Origin of the sequence: Flavisolibacter tropicus (genome assembly GCF_001644645.1) — a bacterium.
Classification (GTDB): domain Bacteria; phylum Bacteroidota; class Bacteroidia; order Chitinophagales; family Chitinophagaceae; genus Flavisolibacter; species Flavisolibacter tropicus.
Genome location: NZ_CP011390.1, coordinates 2,236,786 through 2,253,761, shown reverse-complemented (window position 1 = coordinate 2,253,761; position 16,976 = coordinate 2,236,786). Strand labels below are relative to the sequence as shown.

Annotated in this window: 20 protein-coding genes; 13 read left to right on the top strand and 7 right to left on the bottom strand. The window is 40.7% G+C overall.

Annotated features, from left to right (window positions below):
• Nucleotides 1-17: 17 nt before the first annotated feature.
• The 3 genes from purS to SY85_RS09410 form a co-directional block, all read right to left on the bottom strand.
• Nucleotides 18-263, bottom strand: coding sequence for a phosphoribosylformylglycinamidine synthase subunit PurS (gene purS / locus SY85_RS09420; RefSeq protein WP_066403887.1), 246 nt, complete (start codon nt 261-263; stop codon nt 18-20).
• A gap of 64 nt (nt 264-327) precedes the next feature.
• Nucleotides 328-1,113, bottom strand: a complete 786-nt coding sequence (locus SY85_RS09415) for a CDP-alcohol phosphatidyltransferase family protein (protein ID WP_066403886.1) — start codon at nt 1,111-1,113, stop codon at nt 328-330.
• A 69-nt stretch (nt 1,114-1,182) separates the two neighbouring features.
• A complete protein-coding gene (locus SY85_RS09410) occupies nt 1,183-2,472 on the bottom strand; it encodes an aminopeptidase P N-terminal domain-containing protein (protein WP_066403884.1) in 1,290 nt (429 codons plus the stop codon).
• A 620-nt stretch (nt 2,473-3,092) separates the two neighbouring features.
• Here SY85_RS09410 and pckA point away from each other — a divergent pair.
• From pckA to SY85_RS09395, 3 genes are all read left to right on the top strand, one after another.
• Nucleotides 3,093-4,697, top strand: a complete 1,605-nt coding sequence (gene pckA / locus SY85_RS09405; protein WP_066403878.1) for a phosphoenolpyruvate carboxykinase (ATP) — start codon at nt 3,093-3,095, stop codon at nt 4,695-4,697.
• A gap of 180 nt (nt 4,698-4,877) precedes the next feature.
• Nucleotides 4,878-5,204: a hypothetical protein gene (locus tag SY85_RS09400; protein ID WP_066403876.1), complete on the top strand. Its 327-nt coding sequence runs from the start codon at nt 4,878-4,880 to the stop codon at nt 5,202-5,204.
• Entirely contained in the window at nt 5,192-5,485 is a 294-nt protein-coding gene (locus tag SY85_RS09395) for a DUF922 domain-containing protein (protein WP_066403874.1), read from the top strand. Before SY85_RS09400 ends, SY85_RS09395 begins: the two co-directional genes overlap by 13 nt.
• Before the next feature lie 164 nt (nt 5,486-5,649).
• Here the strand turns inward: SY85_RS09395 and SY85_RS09390 are convergent, their stop codons facing one another.
• On the bottom strand, nt 5,650-6,282 hold the full coding sequence (locus tag SY85_RS09390; RefSeq protein ID WP_066403873.1) for a deoxynucleoside kinase: 633 nt from the start codon (nt 6,280-6,282) through the stop codon (nt 5,650-5,652).
• Between the two features lie 69 nt (nt 6,283-6,351).
• The gene (gene trpS, locus SY85_RS09385; RefSeq protein ID WP_066403870.1) at nt 6,352-7,353 is read right to left on the bottom strand and encodes a tryptophan--tRNA ligase; all 1,002 of its coding nucleotides are present in this window, start codon (nt 7,351-7,353) and stop codon (nt 6,352-6,354) included.
• 758 nt (nt 7,354-8,111) lie between these two features.
• Here trpS and SY85_RS09380 point away from each other — a divergent pair.
• Both SY85_RS09380 and SY85_RS09375 read left to right on the top strand, forming a co-directional pair.
• Nucleotides 8,112-9,203: an LptF/LptG family permease gene (locus SY85_RS09380; protein WP_066403868.1), complete on the top strand. Its 1,092-nt coding sequence runs from the start codon at nt 8,112-8,114 to the stop codon at nt 9,201-9,203.
• Between the two features lie 113 nt (nt 9,204-9,316).
• Entirely contained in the window at nt 9,317-10,642 is a 1,326-nt protein-coding gene (locus SY85_RS09375) for a citrate (Si)-synthase, eukaryotic (protein WP_066403866.1), read from the top strand.
• 183 nt (nt 10,643-10,825) lie between these two features.
• Here SY85_RS09375 and SY85_RS09370 read toward each other — a convergent pair whose 3' ends face one another.
• Entirely contained in the window at nt 10,826-11,170 is a 345-nt protein-coding gene (locus SY85_RS09370) for a response regulator (RefSeq protein ID WP_066403864.1), read from the bottom strand.
• A 203-nt stretch (nt 11,171-11,373) separates the two neighbouring features.
• Here SY85_RS09370 and SY85_RS09365 point away from each other — a divergent pair, with 203 nt between their 5' ends.
• The 4 genes from SY85_RS09365 (at nt 11,374) to SY85_RS09350 (ending at nt 12,886) form a co-directional block, all read left to right on the top strand.
• Nucleotides 11,374-11,610: a YtxH domain-containing protein gene (locus tag SY85_RS09365; RefSeq protein WP_066403862.1), complete on the top strand. Its 237-nt coding sequence runs from the start codon at nt 11,374-11,376 to the stop codon at nt 11,608-11,610.
• A 52-nt stretch (nt 11,611-11,662) separates the two neighbouring features.
• Nucleotides 11,663-12,004: a phage holin family protein gene (locus tag SY85_RS09360; protein WP_066403860.1), complete on the top strand. Its 342-nt coding sequence runs from the start codon at nt 11,663-11,665 to the stop codon at nt 12,002-12,004.
• A complete protein-coding gene (locus SY85_RS09355; protein ID WP_066403858.1) occupies nt 11,997-12,410 on the top strand; it encodes a hypothetical protein in 414 nt (137 codons plus the stop codon). Before SY85_RS09360 ends, SY85_RS09355 begins: the two co-directional genes overlap by 8 nt.
• A 230-nt stretch (nt 12,411-12,640) precedes the next feature.
• Nucleotides 12,641-12,886 (top strand): hypothetical protein, encoded by a 246-nt coding sequence (locus SY85_RS09350; protein ID WP_066403857.1) that lies wholly within the window; start codon nt 12,641-12,643, stop codon nt 12,884-12,886.
• Nucleotides 12,887-13,146: 260 nt separating this feature from the next.
• Here SY85_RS09350 and SY85_RS09345 read toward each other — a convergent pair whose 3' ends face one another.
• Entirely contained in the window at nt 13,147-13,314 is a 168-nt protein-coding gene (locus tag SY85_RS09345) for a DUF1328 domain-containing protein (protein WP_066403855.1), read from the bottom strand.
• Between the two features lie 233 nt (nt 13,315-13,547).
• Between SY85_RS09345 and SY85_RS25425 the strand changes: the two genes are divergently transcribed.
• The 4 genes from SY85_RS25425 to SY85_RS09335 all read left to right on the top strand — a co-directional run bounded on the left by SY85_RS25425 (nt 13,548) and on the right by SY85_RS09335 (nt 16,975).
• The gene (locus tag SY85_RS25425; RefSeq protein WP_148661146.1) at nt 13,548-13,745 is read left to right on the top strand and encodes a hypothetical protein; all 198 of its coding nucleotides are present in this window, start codon (nt 13,548-13,550) and stop codon (nt 13,743-13,745) included.
• 260 nt (nt 13,746-14,005) lie between these two features.
• The gene (gene rpoN, locus SY85_RS09340; protein ID WP_066403854.1) at nt 14,006-15,427 is read left to right on the top strand and encodes an RNA polymerase factor sigma-54; all 1,422 of its coding nucleotides are present in this window, start codon (nt 14,006-14,008) and stop codon (nt 15,425-15,427) included.
• 43 nt (nt 15,428-15,470) lie between these two features.
• Nucleotides 15,471-15,809 carry a response regulator gene (locus SY85_RS25945; RefSeq protein ID WP_226999058.1) on the top strand — a complete coding sequence of 113 codons (339 nt, stop codon included), beginning with the start codon at nt 15,471-15,473 and terminating at the stop codon, nt 15,807-15,809.
• A gap of 98 nt (nt 15,810-15,907) precedes the next feature.
• Entirely contained in the window at nt 15,908-16,975 is a 1,068-nt protein-coding gene (locus SY85_RS09335; protein WP_226999057.1) for a sigma-54 interaction domain-containing protein, read from the top strand.
• Nucleotide 16,976 lies beyond the last annotated feature (1 nt).

The window sequence follows — 16,976 nt, the reverse complement described above, 5'->3', positions numbered from 1 at the left end:
CACTGATCATTCACCTTTTAGATAACAGCTACTTCAAAATATTCCATTACCGGGTTGGCTAACAACTTCTTGCTCGCGTCTTCAGCAATTTGTTTTGCTTCGTCAGCAGAAGCTGCTTCTACCTGTAAAGTGATATTCTTACCCAGGCGTACGTCTTCTACCTGTTTGATGCCCAAATTGGCCAAGCCACTCATGACAGCTTTACCTTGAGGGTCTAACAATTCTTTCAACGGCATCACTTTTACTTGTACTGTGAACTTCATTGCGGAAAATTTATGCGCAAACCTAAGAAATGCCTGCCGTTTGAAAAACTAGAAAATCGATTTGTCAGGAATGTGAAGGTGTAGAAAGGGTTTTAGGCTCTTTCGTTACCTGCGATACAATGGCATAAACTATAAAAACAACTGGTACCGCCAACCACTGTAAAGTAACGGCTGCAACAATACCGATGATTACCAGCAAATACTTTAACTGGTTGTTTTTGAATGAGTAATCTTTAAACTTCAAAGCCATAAAGGGAGCCTTGCTTACCATCAGGTAAGCTAATAACAGGATTGTAGCATACAGCAACCATTTATTAATAAACAGAGCCTGAATATTGAACTTGTTGTATAAAATTATCAGGGGCAATGAGGCTACTACTAAACCAGCAGCAGGAGAGGGTACACCTTCAAAATTGTACTTCTGCGTAGTGCTGATATTAAACTTGGCCAGGCGCCAGGCAACCGCACCTGCGAAAAGAAATGCCGGTAATAAGGCAGCGATCGATACATCTAGTCCATTTTCCTCCTGCGCAAAACTGATACGCAGTAATTGATATAAGATCATGCTAGGCGCTACGCCAAAGCTCACCATATCACTTAAAGAGTCCAGTTGTTCTCCCATAGCGGATTGGGCTTTCATCAGTCGGGCCAGGAAACCATCCAGAAAATCAACTACGGCAGCTGCAAAAATGAATAAGGCACCCCAGGTAATTCTTTCTGGCAGCATTACTTGTGTAGCACCACCATCGTCCATTACAACTATCGTTTCTCCCGTTTGTAAGATCATTACGATGGCTATACAGCCAAACACCAAGTTCAGAAGTGTAAAGAGATTGGGAATTTGCTTCATGCTCGTGATAATGGACTTTGGTTAGAAAGTGACAAATATAAAAAGCCTCTCACAAGGAGAGGCTTTTTATTATTTCTTCATTACCGCTTCAATTTCTTCTACTGTAATTGGAATTCCTTCAAACAGGTCAATGTTGCCATTCTCTGTGATCCATAAATTGTTTTCAATGCGAATACCCATGCCTTCTTCTTCAATGTAAATACCTGGTTCTACGGTAAACAACATGCCGGCCTCAATAGGTGCCGTGCGTGTGCCTAAGTCGTGTACATCGATACCTAGGTGGTGAGAAATACCATGATATAAATATTTACGATAAGCCCTGTTTTCTGGATCTTCATTCTTCACCTCCTCCTCTTTCAATAAGCCTATTTTCAAGAATTGTTTAGTGGCTTCTTCTCCCACTTTCTCGGTATAATCAACGATGCTGATACCTGGTTTCAAAATGCTTTTAGCATAGTTGTGCAAGTGCAAACAAGAATTATACACCTCTTTTTGACGTTCTGTAAACTTGCCGTTTACTGGGATGGTACGTGTTAAATCGGCCGCGTAGCCTCCATACAAAGCGCCAAAGTCCATTAACAATAACTCACCATCTTTACACTCTTCGTTATTGCTAACATAGTGTAGCGTACGGGCGCGGTCGCCGCTGGCAATAATGCTACCATAGGCTTCGCCACTTGCCCGCTGGCTAAGGAAAGAATGGACAATTTCAGCTTCCACTTCATATTCCATTACCCCTGGTTTCACAAACTTCATAACGCGGTCAAACGTTTTGCCAGTAATCTCTATGGCTTTCCTAACCACCTCAATTTCATAAGGAGTTTTGATGCCGCGCAATTCCTTCATCAATTTGGCAGCTCTTTCATATTGGTGTAGGGGGTAGCGCTCCTTCATTTCGTCTACAAAGCGGTAGTCGCGGGTACGCACCAGGCTGGCTTTCCGATCGTTTTCATTTGTGTCTAAATAAATATTGTCGGCTAGGTGAATCCAGGTTTGAAGTACTGCCTCTAGGCTGTCTAGCCATACAATTGTAGAAATGCCACTAATAGCTGTTGCTTCTTCTCGACGCAGACGCTTGCCATCCCATTTTTCTTTCATTTCATTGGGGCGTACCAGTACCAAGACTTCGCGGAATTTAGGATCTGGGTTGTCGGGAAATAAAATGACCATGCTGTCTTCCTGCATAACACCACTTAACCAATACAAGTCGCTGTTTTGTTGAAAAGTATAGATGGCATCTCCATTGCGCGGCACTTCGTCGTTGCTTACGAAAATGGCTATGCTATTTGGCTTCATACGTTCAACAAACCGTTGTCTGTTCGTCTTAAATAACTCCGAGTTTATAGGAAGATGTTTCATGATGAAAAATTGTAAGTCAGCAAAGTAAACAATTTTATAATGGTGGTGATACAGCTTTAGGTTGAAGTTTAGTATTTAACATTTGGCCGGTAACAGTAAAAGTTTCCTATAATCAAATTGGTGAATTATAAACTGCATGGTTATTTTGGATTATTAACAAACGGGGAGTGGTAAGAAATTGACTACTAAAATGGTGGCCCATGGCTACTTTTAACTGGCAATTTCTTCAATATCTCTCTTATCTACAACTTGTCTTTATTCTAGTACATACTATATATGATATGTATAGTTGTTATGGTTGATAATAGTTTAACCGATAGTAGGAAATAATTAAGAAGGGGTGTAATTTAATAAACGGAGTGTTTCTTTAAGTTAAACAAAGCTTTGATTAAAGGTTTGTATACGTTTTATATGGTTGAGACGTTATAGAAAAAGCAGGAAAAATTTCACGATTCCCTACTATACTAGTAGAGAATTTAACGTGTTAAAACTTGGTATGATTATTTTAGAAACATGCGCTGATACTTGATTTCAAAACAATGTGTATTAAACACACTAGCTAAAATACCATTTCCTTTATTGCTGTAACTTTGCAGCCTAATTTTAAACGATTGCTTTTTATGTCAGTACCAACAATTTCTATCCCTACAGGGAACCTCGTGCAGATTGGATTAAGGAATACAGAAAGCATACACTATCAATCCACACCAGAGGAATTAATTCAAGACACTTTGCGTTTAGGCGAAGGTGTTTTGACAGACACCGGCGCGTTGGCTATCAGGACCGGTGAGTTTACAGGCCGTTCTCCAAACGACAAATTCACTGTAAAAGACGAGACCACTGAAAACTCCGTACATTGGAACAACTTCAACATTCCCATTGAAGAAAAGTATTTTCACATTATTCAAAAGAAAATCCTTGATTATTTAAATGAGCAGCCAGAGATCTGGGTACGTGATTGCTTTGCATGTGCAGATCCTCGTTATCGTTTAAATATCCGGGTGGTAACTGAAAAGCCTTGGACCAACCTGTTTGCCTATAACATGTTCTTGCGCCCAGAAGAAGAAGAGTTGGAAAACTTCAAACCTGAGTGGCAAGTGTTATCAGCACCTGGATTGCATTTAGACCCAACTGAATGCGGTACACGGCAGCACAATGCAGCTGTAGTAAGCTTTAAGCATAAAACCATTTTAATTGCTGGATCTGCCTATACAGGTGAAACCAAGAAAGGCATTTTTACCATCCTGAACTATATTCTTCCACACGAGAAAAACGTATTGAGCATGCACTGCTCAGCCAACATGGGTGAAGATGGTGATACTGCTATTTTCTTTGGATTAAGCGGTACTGGTAAAACTACTTTAAGTGCTGATCCTAATCGCAAACTGATTGGTGACGACGAGCACGGTTGGACAGCTGATGGTATCTTCAATTTTGAAGGCGGCTGTTATGCTAAATTGATTGGTTTAACGGAAGAGAAAGAGCCAGAAATCTTCCATGCTATCCGTCCGGGTGCCATTGTAGAAAACGTTCAGTTCTTCCCTGGTACTAACCAGATCAATTTTGACGACAGTACTATTACAGAAAATACCCGCGTTTCTTATCCGTTGGATTTTATCTCTAACGCACAAGAACCTTCTATTGGTGGTATTCCTAAAAATATCTTCTTCCTTACTTGCGATGCCTTTGGTGTATTGCCTCCTATTTCTAAGTTGACTCCAGGACAGGCCATGTACCAATTCATCTCTGGTTATACAGCTAAGGTAGCTGGTACAGAAGCAGGTGTAACTGAACCTAAGCCTACATTCAGTGCTTGCTTTGGTGCTCCATTCCTACCTCTGCATCCTGGTAAATACGCAGAAATGCTGGGTCAGAAAATGCAGCAACATGATGTAAACGTATGGCTTATCAATACCGGCTGGACTGGCGGTCCTTATGGTGTAGGTAATCGTATGAAGCTGTCTTATACTCGTTCTATGATTACAGCAGCTTTAGATGGCCAACTGGATAATGTAGAAACCACTACAGATCCAATCTTTGGTATGGCTATTCCTACAGCAGTACCTGGCGTGCCAACAGAAGTATTGACGCCACGCAATACATGGGCTGATCAAGCGGCTTATGATGAGAAGGCTAAATACCTTGCTGGCTTGTTTGTAAAGAATTTCGAGAAGTATGCTACTGGTGTATCTGCTGAGATTTTAGCTGCTGCCCCCAAAGCATAGTCGTTCACCGATTATACTCTTCATTTTATCGACTCCTCTGCTAAAAATAGCAGAGGAGTTTTTATTTTTAAGTAGTTAATATTCATTGCTTTAGTTGCTGATCAGCTTTAGAAAAACATTAACGATCAGCTATTAAAGCAGCGATAATTTTCAACATCCAATACCGTTATTGAAGAGTATATGCTTAACCTGTACCAGTTTCCTATTCTAATGATATTTGCTGCTACCCTATTTGGAATAGCTGCACCTGTGAAAAAACCAATAACTCCAGTAAGTGCTGCTCCTGTTGCCAGTCCTGTGCATTCAAAAGAAGAAACAGCAGAATATATTCCTTGGCAACAGGAGCGCCTTTTATCTTGGGACGATTTCCAGGGAGGCATTAAACAAAATACAGATGCTGTGGCCTCTACCAATACCTCTCTAGGCATTTCTTACCAGATTTTGGATGGCAAGCTGGTTTACCAGATCACCTGTACCTTTTCTAAGCCCAACTCTTGGGTTCTTTAAGAACAGATTATATACTGGCCCATGAGCAAGCGCATTTTGATATTACCGAGATCTATGCCCGTAAGCTAAACCTGGCTTTATCAACTTATAAGCTGGACCGTTTGAATTACCAACGTGATATTGGTAAGATTTATAACAATATTGTAGAAGGTAAAGAAGCTATGCAGAAGGCTTATGATGGCGAAACTGATCACAGCCGCAAGCGCAAGCTGCAGACGGAATGGTTAGATAAAATCAATAAGCTACTGGCAGAAACAGCACCTTACGCTGCGTACCCATAATAGCTTTCTGTTTAGCAAATTTGAAAAATTAAGCTATCGAAATCCAATTTTGATTATTTCCTGCTAATTGAAAGGGGGATAAAGAGAAAAAGGAATTGATCAACTTATAAAAGAAAACCGCTTCTGTTTGAGAAGCGGTTTTCTTTTATAAAGCATGTTACTGTTTAGAATAAACCATAAAGCTGTGCATCGATCTTAGAGATGATCTTTCCAAAATCTTCTTCTCGCTCACCAAACTTGTTCTCGTCTACATTAATAATTAATAGCGGGCCTTCGGTATAGCCATCTATCCATTTATTGTAATATTCATTCAGGCGCTTCAGGTAATCCAGGCGTATATTTTCTTCATATTCACGGCCTCTTTTCTGAATCTGGCCTACAAGGGTAGGTACAGAAGCTTGCAAGTAGATCAATAAATCCGGTGGCTGTACCATCTTCTTCAGCGTTTCAAAAAACACAAAATAGTTATCAAAGTCACGCTGCGTCATCAGGTTCATCTCATGCAGGTTAGGAGCAAAGATGTGCGCATCCTCATATATTGTGCGGTCTTGAATAACAGTCTCCGTACCGCTGGCAATATCCTGTAATTGGCGTAAGCGGCTATTTAAGAAGTAAATCTGTAGCTGAAAGCTCCAACGGGGCATGTCCTCATAAAAGTCGTTCAGGTAAGGATTGTGTTCTACGTCCTCAAACTGAGGTATCCATTTATAGTGCTTGGCTAATAACTCTGTTAACGTGGTTTTGCCAGCGCCGATATTACCAGCTATAGCAATGTGTTTTGGTTTATTATTCTTCATAACAGCCCCCACAGGGGTTGGATTTTTAGTGTTTAAATTTAGGATATTATCAGATTCCCAGCGTAAGGCTTAATAGTTCAGCCCTACCAATTCTCTTACTTTTTCAATGGTTGCCTTGGCGCTCACCCTGGCTTTTTCAGCACCTTTTTCAATTACTTGCTTTAAATAAGCACGGTCGTTATAGATGCCTTCTGCTTTTGCACGGATAGGCGAAATAAACTTCACCATATCTTCTGCCAACTGCTTTTTCATATCGCCATAGCGAATATTAGCACCATTAAAGTCGTCACGGAACTTCTGGATTGTGCTCTCTTCGCTTACAAAACTCATTAGCTGAAACAGGTTCTGAATATAATCAGGCATTTCGCTATTGGGCTCTGTAGGGCCACTATCCGTTTTAGCCTTCATTACCTTCTTGCGGATCATGTCGTCGTCATCGGCTAGGTAAAGAGTAGCCATCTGGTTCTCGCTTTTACTCATTTTACCGGCACCGTCCAGGCTAGGTACTTTTACCAGTTCGGCACCAAAGTTAAAGGCCTGTGGTTCTGGAAATAGTTCACCATAACGGTGATTGAAACGCTGGGCAAAGTTGCGGGTCATTTCCAGGTGTTGTTCCTGGTCTTTTCCAACAGGTACATATTTCGCCCGGTGAATAATGATGTCTGTAGCCATCAGAACAGGGTAGGTCAGCAAGCCGGCATTAACGTTATCCGGATGTTGGCGCACTTTTTCTTTAAAAGTGGCTGTTTTTTCCAGCTCACCTTTATAGGCCATCATGTTTATGTGTAGGTAAAGTTCAGCGATCTCTGGCACAGTGCTTTGTACGTACAGGCAAGCCTTTTCGGGGTCTAAGCCAGCAGCAATATTTTCAGCCAATACGCGCAGCACACTATCCTGTAACTCTCTGGTATCGGGGTGTGTAGTCAGGGAATGCCAATCGGCTACAAAAAAATAGCAATCAAAATCTTCCTGCATACGTATATAATTACGTATGGCTCCAAAGTAGTTTCCCAAATGTAAAAAGCCGGTAGGTCTGATACCGCTTACTACGATTTCCTTGTGTTGTGGCATAAGGGGGCGAAGATAGCTTGTCCAAAAGAGTTTGAGAGGGGTTGGATTAAAATTTTTCTTGCAGAAAAGCGGCTATTACTTGTTGGAAAAAGCAAGATGCCTGGCATTTGATTCAAAACTATAGTCAGGAGCCAGCAGGATTGGCGCTAATAAACGATAGCTATAAGCGAAAGCCTATCTCTGACGCCTATAGGTGCTTTATACTAGCTGACACAGTCTGCTCCAAACAGCAGCCAGCATAATTATTTACCTTACAACTGTAGCGTAAAGCATCCTGTTAGAATCCTACAGTATAACCTTTTCCTAGACTTATCTCCGTGACGGCTTCGGGATTTCTTCGGGTATTGTTCGAGTCTTCTTCGAAGCGCCCCGAAGAAATCCCGAAGCATTTTCGAAGAAGGGTCGAAGGTGGGCACAGCAAAACCCCTGCAAAGGATAAAAGGACTCCTGTGTCTTACCTGGTCAAGAAAGTCTGCCATAAAACGCCACAACCAAAAGCTTGTATTGTGAGTCTTGACTTTCATTAAATAGCGAACGGCTGCAATTGTTCTTTTCTCAAGCTTAATCCCAAATCACTCTTAGCTGCTGGTTTATAGTTCTTTAAACTCCCTTTGAACAGGCTTGGTCATCGGGGCTAAAAAAGATACAGGGAAAAGCTGAATTACACCCTTGGAAATCTGTTACTTGAAACCCGAAACTTTCTTGTCAGGGCTTTTTAAAAACCATAACAAAGAAATTCCGTACTTCGCGACGGCAAGATGAAAAAGCTAGATTGGTACATACTGCGACAATTTGTGGTCACATTTATTTTCTGTATGATGCTGTTTACGGTTATTGCTGTAGCTGTAGATAGTAGTGAAAAGACGGACGACTTTGTAAAATCGGGGTTGAGTACCTGGGAAATTCTAAAGCAATATTATGCAGGCTTTATTCCCAACATCTGGGGTATTCTTTATCCTTTGTTCGTTTTTATTGCCGTTATATTTTTTACCAGCCGCATGGCCTCCCGCTCTGAAGTGATAGCCATTTATGCAACAGGGATCACCTATAACCGTTGGTTAGCCACTTATGTAGTAGGAGGGTTATTTTTTGGTATAGTCCTTTGGTTTGCTGCCCGGTATGGTATACCTAAGGCCAATGAGATCCGGAGTAAGTTTGAAACTACCTATTTAGAAAAAGGGGATGCGTCAAAAGGCGAAACGAATTATTCCGCGGCGCATTACAAACGTACAGACCTAAACACCTATGTCGGTATGCGGTATTTTGATACCAGTACTAAGATAGGCACCAGCTTTTTCCTAAACCGACTGAAAGGTGACCGTCTGGTGTACAATGTACGTTCAGATAATATTCGGTGGGATGCTAAAAAGAAAATATGGAAACTAACGAATGTAACGGTACGTGACTTGGATAGCAGCCGGGAACAGATTCGCCAAATGGATAGCATGGCGATTAACCTCAATTTTACTCCAGACGATCTGCATAAAGACTCCTACTTAAAAGATAAGCTGAGCACGCCGGCATTGGTTAAAAACATACAAATGGAAGAGTTGCGTGGTACAGAAGGATTAAACACCCTGCGTGTAGAGCGCTACCGCCGAACGGCCACCCCCGTATCTGTATTATTATTAACCATTATTGGAGCTATAATAGCTGGTCGTAAAACCCGCGGTGGTAGTGGGGTGCATTTGGCAATTGGTATTGTTACGGCGGCCATATTTATTATCCTGGATCGCTTTTCTACTGTTTTTTCTACAAAGGGAAACCTGCCTCCTTTTATTGCGGCATGGATACCCAATTTCATCTTCATATTTGTAGCTATCTACCTGTATAAGAAGGCTCCAAAGTAATCCCTTTGTAATATACCGGTGTTGAAACGGCGATTTTTTTGCTGCTCAACGCTCAATCCATACCTTTACCGGTATTAACTCAATTCCTTCATTATACTCGAAATAATTAGAAAATGGGAATCATTAAAGAACGGTTCAAAGGGAAGGCTGATGAAGTAGCAGCTGACATAAAAGATGTTTTAAAAGACCATGGCACCAAAAAAATTGGTGAAGTGCAACTGGCGCAGATTTACCAAGGGATGCGTGGTATGACTGGTTTGGTAACTGAGACTTCGTTGTTAGATGCACAGGAAGGTATCCGTTTCCGCGGTTATTCTATTCCTGAGCTACAAGAGCGTTTGCCTAAAGCTGATGGCGGTTCTGAGCCGTTGCCTGAAGGTTTGTTTTACTTAATGCTGGTTGGCGAATTACCAACTGATGAGGATGTTCAACACGTAACTTCTGTATGGCAGCGTCGTAGCCATGTACCTAATCATGTATTTGCTACTATTGAAGCCTTACCGGTTTCGGCTCATCCTATGACCCAATTTGTAGTAGGTGTAATGGCCCTGCAAACTGAAAGTCAGTTTGCAAAGCGTTATGCTGCTGGCATGAATAAAAAAGATTACTGGGATGCTGTGTTTGACGATGCTATGGATCTGATAGCACGTCTGCCACGCATTGCTGCCTATATCTATCGTCGTAAATACAAAAATGGTGAGCATATTCAACCAAATGGCTTGCTGGACTGGGCTGGTAACTTTGCCCATATGTTGGGTTATGGCGATAATGGGTTTAAAGAATTGATGCGTTTATATATGACCATTCACGCTGACCATGAAGGTGGTAACGTGTCTGCGCATACCACACACCTGGTGGGTTCAGCATTAAGCGATCCTTATTTAAGCTATGCAGCAGGTATGAACGGCTTGGCTGGTCCTTTACATGGCTTGGCTAACCAGGAAGTAATCAAGTGGATCTTTGAAATGCGCGAGGAGTTGAAAACAGAATTGCCAAGCAAAGAACAGATTACTGAATATGTTCAAAAAACATTGAATTCTGGTAAGGTAGTTCCAGGTTATGGTCATGCTGTATTGCGCAAAACAGACCCACGCTTTACTGCGCAAATGGAGTTTGGTAAGAAACATATGCCGAATGATCCATTGGTACAGACCGTTTGGAATATCTATGATGCTGTACCACCGGTATTGCAGTCACTAGGTAAAATCAAGAACCCTTGGCCTAACGTAGATGCACATAGTGGTGCTTTATTGGTACACTATGGTATGGTTGAATATGAGTTTTATACTGTATTATTTGCCGTGAGCCGTGCGTTGGGTGTATTAGCCAGCCTTAGCTGGGATAGAGCCCTTGGCTTCCCGCTGGAGCGTCCGAAATCTGTAACCCACGATGCCGTGAAAAAATGGCTGAAAGGGGAAGATGAGATTTGGGGAGAATAAGGCCCCCTGTCCCCGAAGGGGGAACATAGGTCTCATATTTCTCTTGTTTACAACTATCATTTTAGAAGACAAATAAGAAAGCCTCCCAGTGGGAGGCTTTCTTATTTCAATATAATAAGTAAAGAATGTTTTAGATAAAAGGACAGCCCAGATCTAAGTTCTCCCTTCGGGGAACTGGGGGCCTTAGAAAAAATGATCCAACGCCTTTAGGCTAATGGGTTTTTCCCAAATAGTCAATTTAGAGCCGTCAAGGTCGGCTGGCATCGTAGGGCGAAAAGCACTTATGAGATGGAAGTGTATGTTGGGATGTTTCCGGTACATTTCGGGTAATTTATCCCAGCCCAATCCATCGGGTAAGTTATAATCAATAAATAAATAGTCTGGTGCTACTTCATTGAGTCTATGTAAGCCGTCGGATAGTGTGTGCGCAATATAAACCTCGTAATTTTTACGAAGGAAGTATGATTTCATGAGCAAACATAAGTCGACTTCATCGTCAATGATCAACACCTTCTTCCTCATTTCCATATAAGTAATTCCGCTTTAATACAGTAATTATTATACCAAACTCTAGTGCTACACTTCAGTATCAAGGCATGAATATAAAGCATTGCGTGTAGATTTTTTTACACGGAGGGAAGAAGGGGTATTTATAGCTGTTAGACCATTTGCTTGGTACGATTATTTAAACTCCATGGGTATTAAGTTTTTAACATTAAAACCGGTGAATTATGACTAGTAGAACAAAGGTGATATTAGGAATTGTAGGAGCTGCTGCTGCAGGTGCAGCTATTGCTTTGTTGTTAGCCCCTGAAAAAGGTGCAGATTTGAGAACCCGCATTTCCAAAAAAACTGGCGGCTGGGCTGATCAGCTGACTGATGTTCTGGCAAATGCAAAAGGCGAGCTTAAAAACATGGCAAAAAAAGGCTCTAATGTTGCCTCAGACACAGCGAACAGATACAGCTAATTAAGAAGCAGGTTTGTAATGCAAGCCTGCTTTTCTATTTAAACCCCTGCTCATGGAAGGACTAAAAGCAAACGCGCAAGATTTAAAAACCCACGTAGGCGACTACGTAAATACATATATACAACTTACTAAGGCTAAAGTTACACAGAATGCATCGACTGCTGCATCTGGTGTGGCAATTGGAGTGACAGCATTGGTTTTTAGCCTTTTCTTTATGATCTTTCTTTTTTGTGGTATCGCTCTTTGGCTTGGATCATTGCTGGAAAGCCGGGCCGGCGGCTTCTTTATTGTAGCTGGTTTTTTTCTCCTGATACTTATTCTATTATTTGCGTTGAGGAAAAAAGTAATTGTACCAATGATACGTAATATGATTATCAGTAAAGTATATGAATAAAAAGATTAAGACATACGAAGACCTGGAAGAAGAAAAGTTACGTTTACTAAGCCTTTTGAAAACTCAGGAGAGTACAATCAGAACAGACATTGCCGGATTAAAAGAAAACCTAAAGCCTTTAGGGGCAGCAATGGATACCATCAATAAATTAACTACCCGCGATAACCGAGTGCCTGTACTAAATATTGGATTGGAAATGGGTATTGATTTATTGATGCGCAAACTACTCTTATCAAAAGCAGGTTGGTTTACCAAGATCATTATTCCATTTGTAGTAAAGAATTATACTTCTCATATATTGGGAGAGGAGAAAAGGGAGTTTATTATTAAAAAGTTGAAGAACTTATTTAAGAAAATGCGTCCCTCTTCTCAACCAAGGCCGGATCCAATGGCCACAGATCAATAAGTATAAAAGAGGCATTCATTGTCTCTTTTTCGTTGTCAGAGCTCTACGATAAACTATTTGGTAATCAATTGTTTAAATGGGATTTGTCGGTGTGCGTGTGGAAGGAATTCCATTGAAGAGTGGTTAGTGAGGAAAATGTTTCGTACTTACCGAAGTCGCCTAGCTCTAGTAGGAATGGGTACGGTTTTTTCTAACTATAGAGAAAATACATAACACCTAAACAGCAACTAATGGAAAATATAGATCCTCGAAATAAGCCTGGTAGACAAGCAGGGCCATCAACTGAAAATCCTGCCGATCAAACGCCTCGCCGTGAAGGCGGTGATGATGCGTTAGCAGAGACAGATGCAACAGCCAGTCGTGCAGATGAAAAAGTAATTGTAAATGAACAGCGAGGACAAAAGACGGTAAATGCACCTTCTCAAACTGCAGCACATACAAGTGAGACGGAAAGTAGTGATGAAGAAGTGTTTTAAGCAGTTGGAAGGTTTGGGTAGGCAATGAACAATAGACAGGCTGTAAGAGTATAACCTCCTGGTGTAGTGTAAGATGAAAGGCGGATGTGAGATGGAATTAGCCGGGAGGTTTTCTTATTAATTGTTTTTTTGTCATCAGTAGGGTTTAGTAAAAAGCCCTGTCTATAGACAGGGCTTTTTCGTTTGTATATGTTAGTCAGGCTCAAAAAAGGTGTAGATAACACTACACCTTTGCCTAAAAAGAGAAAAGCAATTTGTGGTTAGTCAACCCTTCTAAAGCCACCAGCAACTAAGCTTAGTACAAATAATACTAAGAAAATGAAGAACAAAATCTTAGCAATAGAGGCAGCACCTGAAGCTATGCCACCAAAACCAAAAATAGCTGCAATGATAGCTACTACTAAAAAGATAACTGTCCAACGTAACATAACTATAAGTTTTATAGGTTAACAAATTTTCCTATAGATTAATATTAAAGAACCGTACCATAAATACCAATCTATTGAATTTCGCCAATTTTTCCCTTGATTTAAAAGGATGAGGAAAATAATCCACTGCTGTAGCGGGTTTCAGCGATTTTTAGGCTATGTTGGTTTGGTACGATTTTCTAACACTATAGCCTTGAAAAGCAAAGTAATCAGTTAATTAAATCAACAGAAAGATGGGTAGTTTAAAGTTGACAACGACACAATCATCTCAACAGCGGGGTAGTGCTCAGCCAACTGCTCCAATAATTGGTCGTCAACAATTGGGAGTATGGAAACGAAGTGATCCTTCTTCAACATCGTTGGGGAATCGATACCCACGACCAGGTTTTTTTGATTATCGGGTTAGAGGCATCGGTTATAACCAATTATAAAAAATAGAAGCTCATTAGCAAGGAACGCGGGTCACCGCGTTTTTTCAGTTTTTGGACCTCTAAAGCTCATCTTTTTGAGGGCTGATGGGGAATGTTTTCCCCAATTTCATATACTTTACTGCAGAGCGCTTTTATTACTCACTTCTTGGGAAAAGAGCATGTTTTATAAGTGGTTGAAAATCAATTGCTAAATGAAATTTTAGTAATTGTGATTTTTGGTGCTAAGGTTGTTTTAGTAACAGCACGCCAAAATCATCACCATGATCAATCAGCGTTTAGCACAGAAGCAGCGTTTGAAAATTCTGCCTCAGCAGATTCAGTTGCTGAACTTTTTTCATCTGAACACATTAGAATTAGAGCAGCGTATACAACAAGAGCTGGAAGAAAACCCTTTGTTAGAAGATCAAAAAAGCGAGTTTGAGCCGTTAGTAGAAAAATATAATAAGGATGCTGTGCAGGATTACCAGGATTGGGAAGAGCATGGCTATGATGATGTACCTGATTATAAGTTGGAGTATGGCAATTATTTGCATAATGATAAGCTACCGGAGCGGCCAATAGCTAGTGGTTATGATTACCGGATCTTGTTGAAAGAACAGTTTAAAGTCAACTATGCGGATGAGCGTGAAATTGAATTAGCGGAATACATTATTGATTCGCTCAATGATCATGGCTTAATGGATCAAAGCCTGGAAGACCTGGCAGAGGATATCTCTTTTAAGTATAACAAGTGGGTAGAACCCAACGAAGTAGGACTGGTATTAGAAAAGATTCAACTATTAGAACCTATTGGTATTGGGGCTCGTAATATTAGAGAATGTCTTTTAATACAGCTGAAACAGTTTAATCAGAAGCGCCCGGATGTAATTTTAGCTGTACGGTTGTTAGAGAATCATTTTACGGATCTGCACAACCGGAATATGGATAAGATCAAGCATCAGCTTAAGCTTGATGATGAAGAGCTTAAGATTGTGCTGCGCTTGATAGCTTCTTTAAAGATGAAGCCTGTATGTGAGCAACAAGATGGCGTAAATGTTACTAATACCATTATACCTGATTTTATTCTCGTGCAAAATGGGGATTTACTAGAGGTGCAATTGTATAAGTATCGTTCAGAAAGCTTGAATATCAACGCTTCATGGAAACAAATGGCTGAGGGTAGCACACAGGTTACTACTGATAAGTCAGCCCTACAATATTTAAAGAATAAGTTGCAATCGGCACAGTGGTTTATAAATGCTGTTCAACAGCGGGAAGCTACTATGCTGAAGATCATGAGAGCTATCTTGCATTTGCAATATGAATACTTCCTGACGGGAGATATTAATTTGCTGAAGCCCATGATCCTGAAGAATGTGGCAGAAATGGTTGGTGTAGATATTTCTACTGTTTCACGAATTACTTGTAATAAGTATATTGAGACACCATTTGGTTTATTATTGTTGAAAGACCTGTTTACGGAAGGTATAGCCAATGAAAAAGGACAAGTGATCAGTAACAAGGTTATACAATCGGCCATTGAGGATGTAATTCAAAACGAAGACAAGCATAATCCCTATACAGATCAGCAATTAGTTAATATCCTTTCTCAGAAAGGTTTTTCTGTTGCTCGACGTACAGTTGCTAAATATAGAGAACAGCTACAAATTCCCGTTTCCCATGTACGTGGGTTGTGGGCATAATAGCAAACAATTAATTTCGAACTAATAAATAGAAACCCTACTCATGCAGAAAATCTTAATTATTGATGATGACAGAGATATGTGCCTTTTATTGAAAAGGTTTTTAACTCGTCATGGATTTGAAGTACTTGAAGCTTACAGTGGCAAAAAAGCGCTGGAGTTATTGGAAACTGTAGAGCCAGATTTGGTAATGTGCGATTTCCGCCTTGAAGACATGGAAGGTAATGTGTTGCTAGGTAAGATAAAAGAAAAGTATCCGCCGGTGCCGGTGATCATAATTACGGGCTACAGTGATATTAAAATAGCTGTGGAAGTAATGAAGATGGGGCTTATGATTATATCACTAAGCCACTGTTTCCAGATGAAATACTTGTTACTATAAAGAAGGCGTTAGAAGCTGCTACTACACATGATACTGGTGTAGTACATGAAAAGCCCGCTGCTCAAGAGCGTCCAACTCCTGCTGCGTCAGCGCCTCCTATGTCTGCTCCAGCACTTTCTACTGGTGTAAAACCTCCATTGGTTCAATCTGGTGAATACATATTTGGCGATACTCCTACATTCCGTCAAATCTTACAGCAGATTGACTTAGTGGCCCCTACTAACTACTCAGTTATAATTTATGGTGAAAGTGGAAGTGGTAAAGAGGCCATTGCACAGGAAATACACAAGCGTAGCAAGCGAAAAGGAAAACCGTTTGTAGCAATCGACTGCGGTGCTTTATCTAAAGAGTTGGCTGGTAGTGAGCTTTTTGGACATGAAAAAGGTTCATTTACAGGTGCTCTGAATCAGAAAATAGGAAGTTTTGAACTGGCCAATTCTGGTACTATATTCCTGGACGAGGTAGCAAACCTATCATATGACATTCAAGTTTCTTTATTACGTGTAGTGCAGGAACGTAAAATGCGCAGGGTGGGTGGAACGAAAGATATTGAACTGGATGTGCGAATTATTATAGCGTCTAACGAAAAGCTTTGGGATGCTACTCGCAAAGGAAAGTTCCGGGAAGATTTATACCATCGCTTTAATGAATTCAGCATAGATGTGCCACCGCTTCGTCAGCGCCCTGATGATATTATGCTATTTGCTAACCATTTTCTGCAGCAAACTAATGCTGAATTAGGCAAGTACGTGACTCGCTATAGTGCTGAGGTTGAGAGTATATTTAAAAGTTATGTATGGTACGGAAACTTACGTGAATTAAAGAATGTGATCAAGCGGGCCACTTTATTAACTGATGGTGAGCAGGTAGAAGCAAGCTCTTTACCTTTTGAGATTTCGCACTTTAATAAACTGCAGTTTGATAAACAACCGGAGCCTGCCGCTGTACATACCGTGCCAAATACCATTGATGATCTAACAGAAACACCTCGTACCATTTCTGAAACTACTCTGAAAGGCGCAAGTATTGATGCCGAATATGAAATGATTTTACGGGCATTGAAAAAAGTGAATTTTAATAAGAGTAAAGCCGCTAAGCTTTTGAACATTGACCGCAAAACGCTTTATAACAAAATGAAGCAGTACCAGGAGTTCAATAATCAGTAAC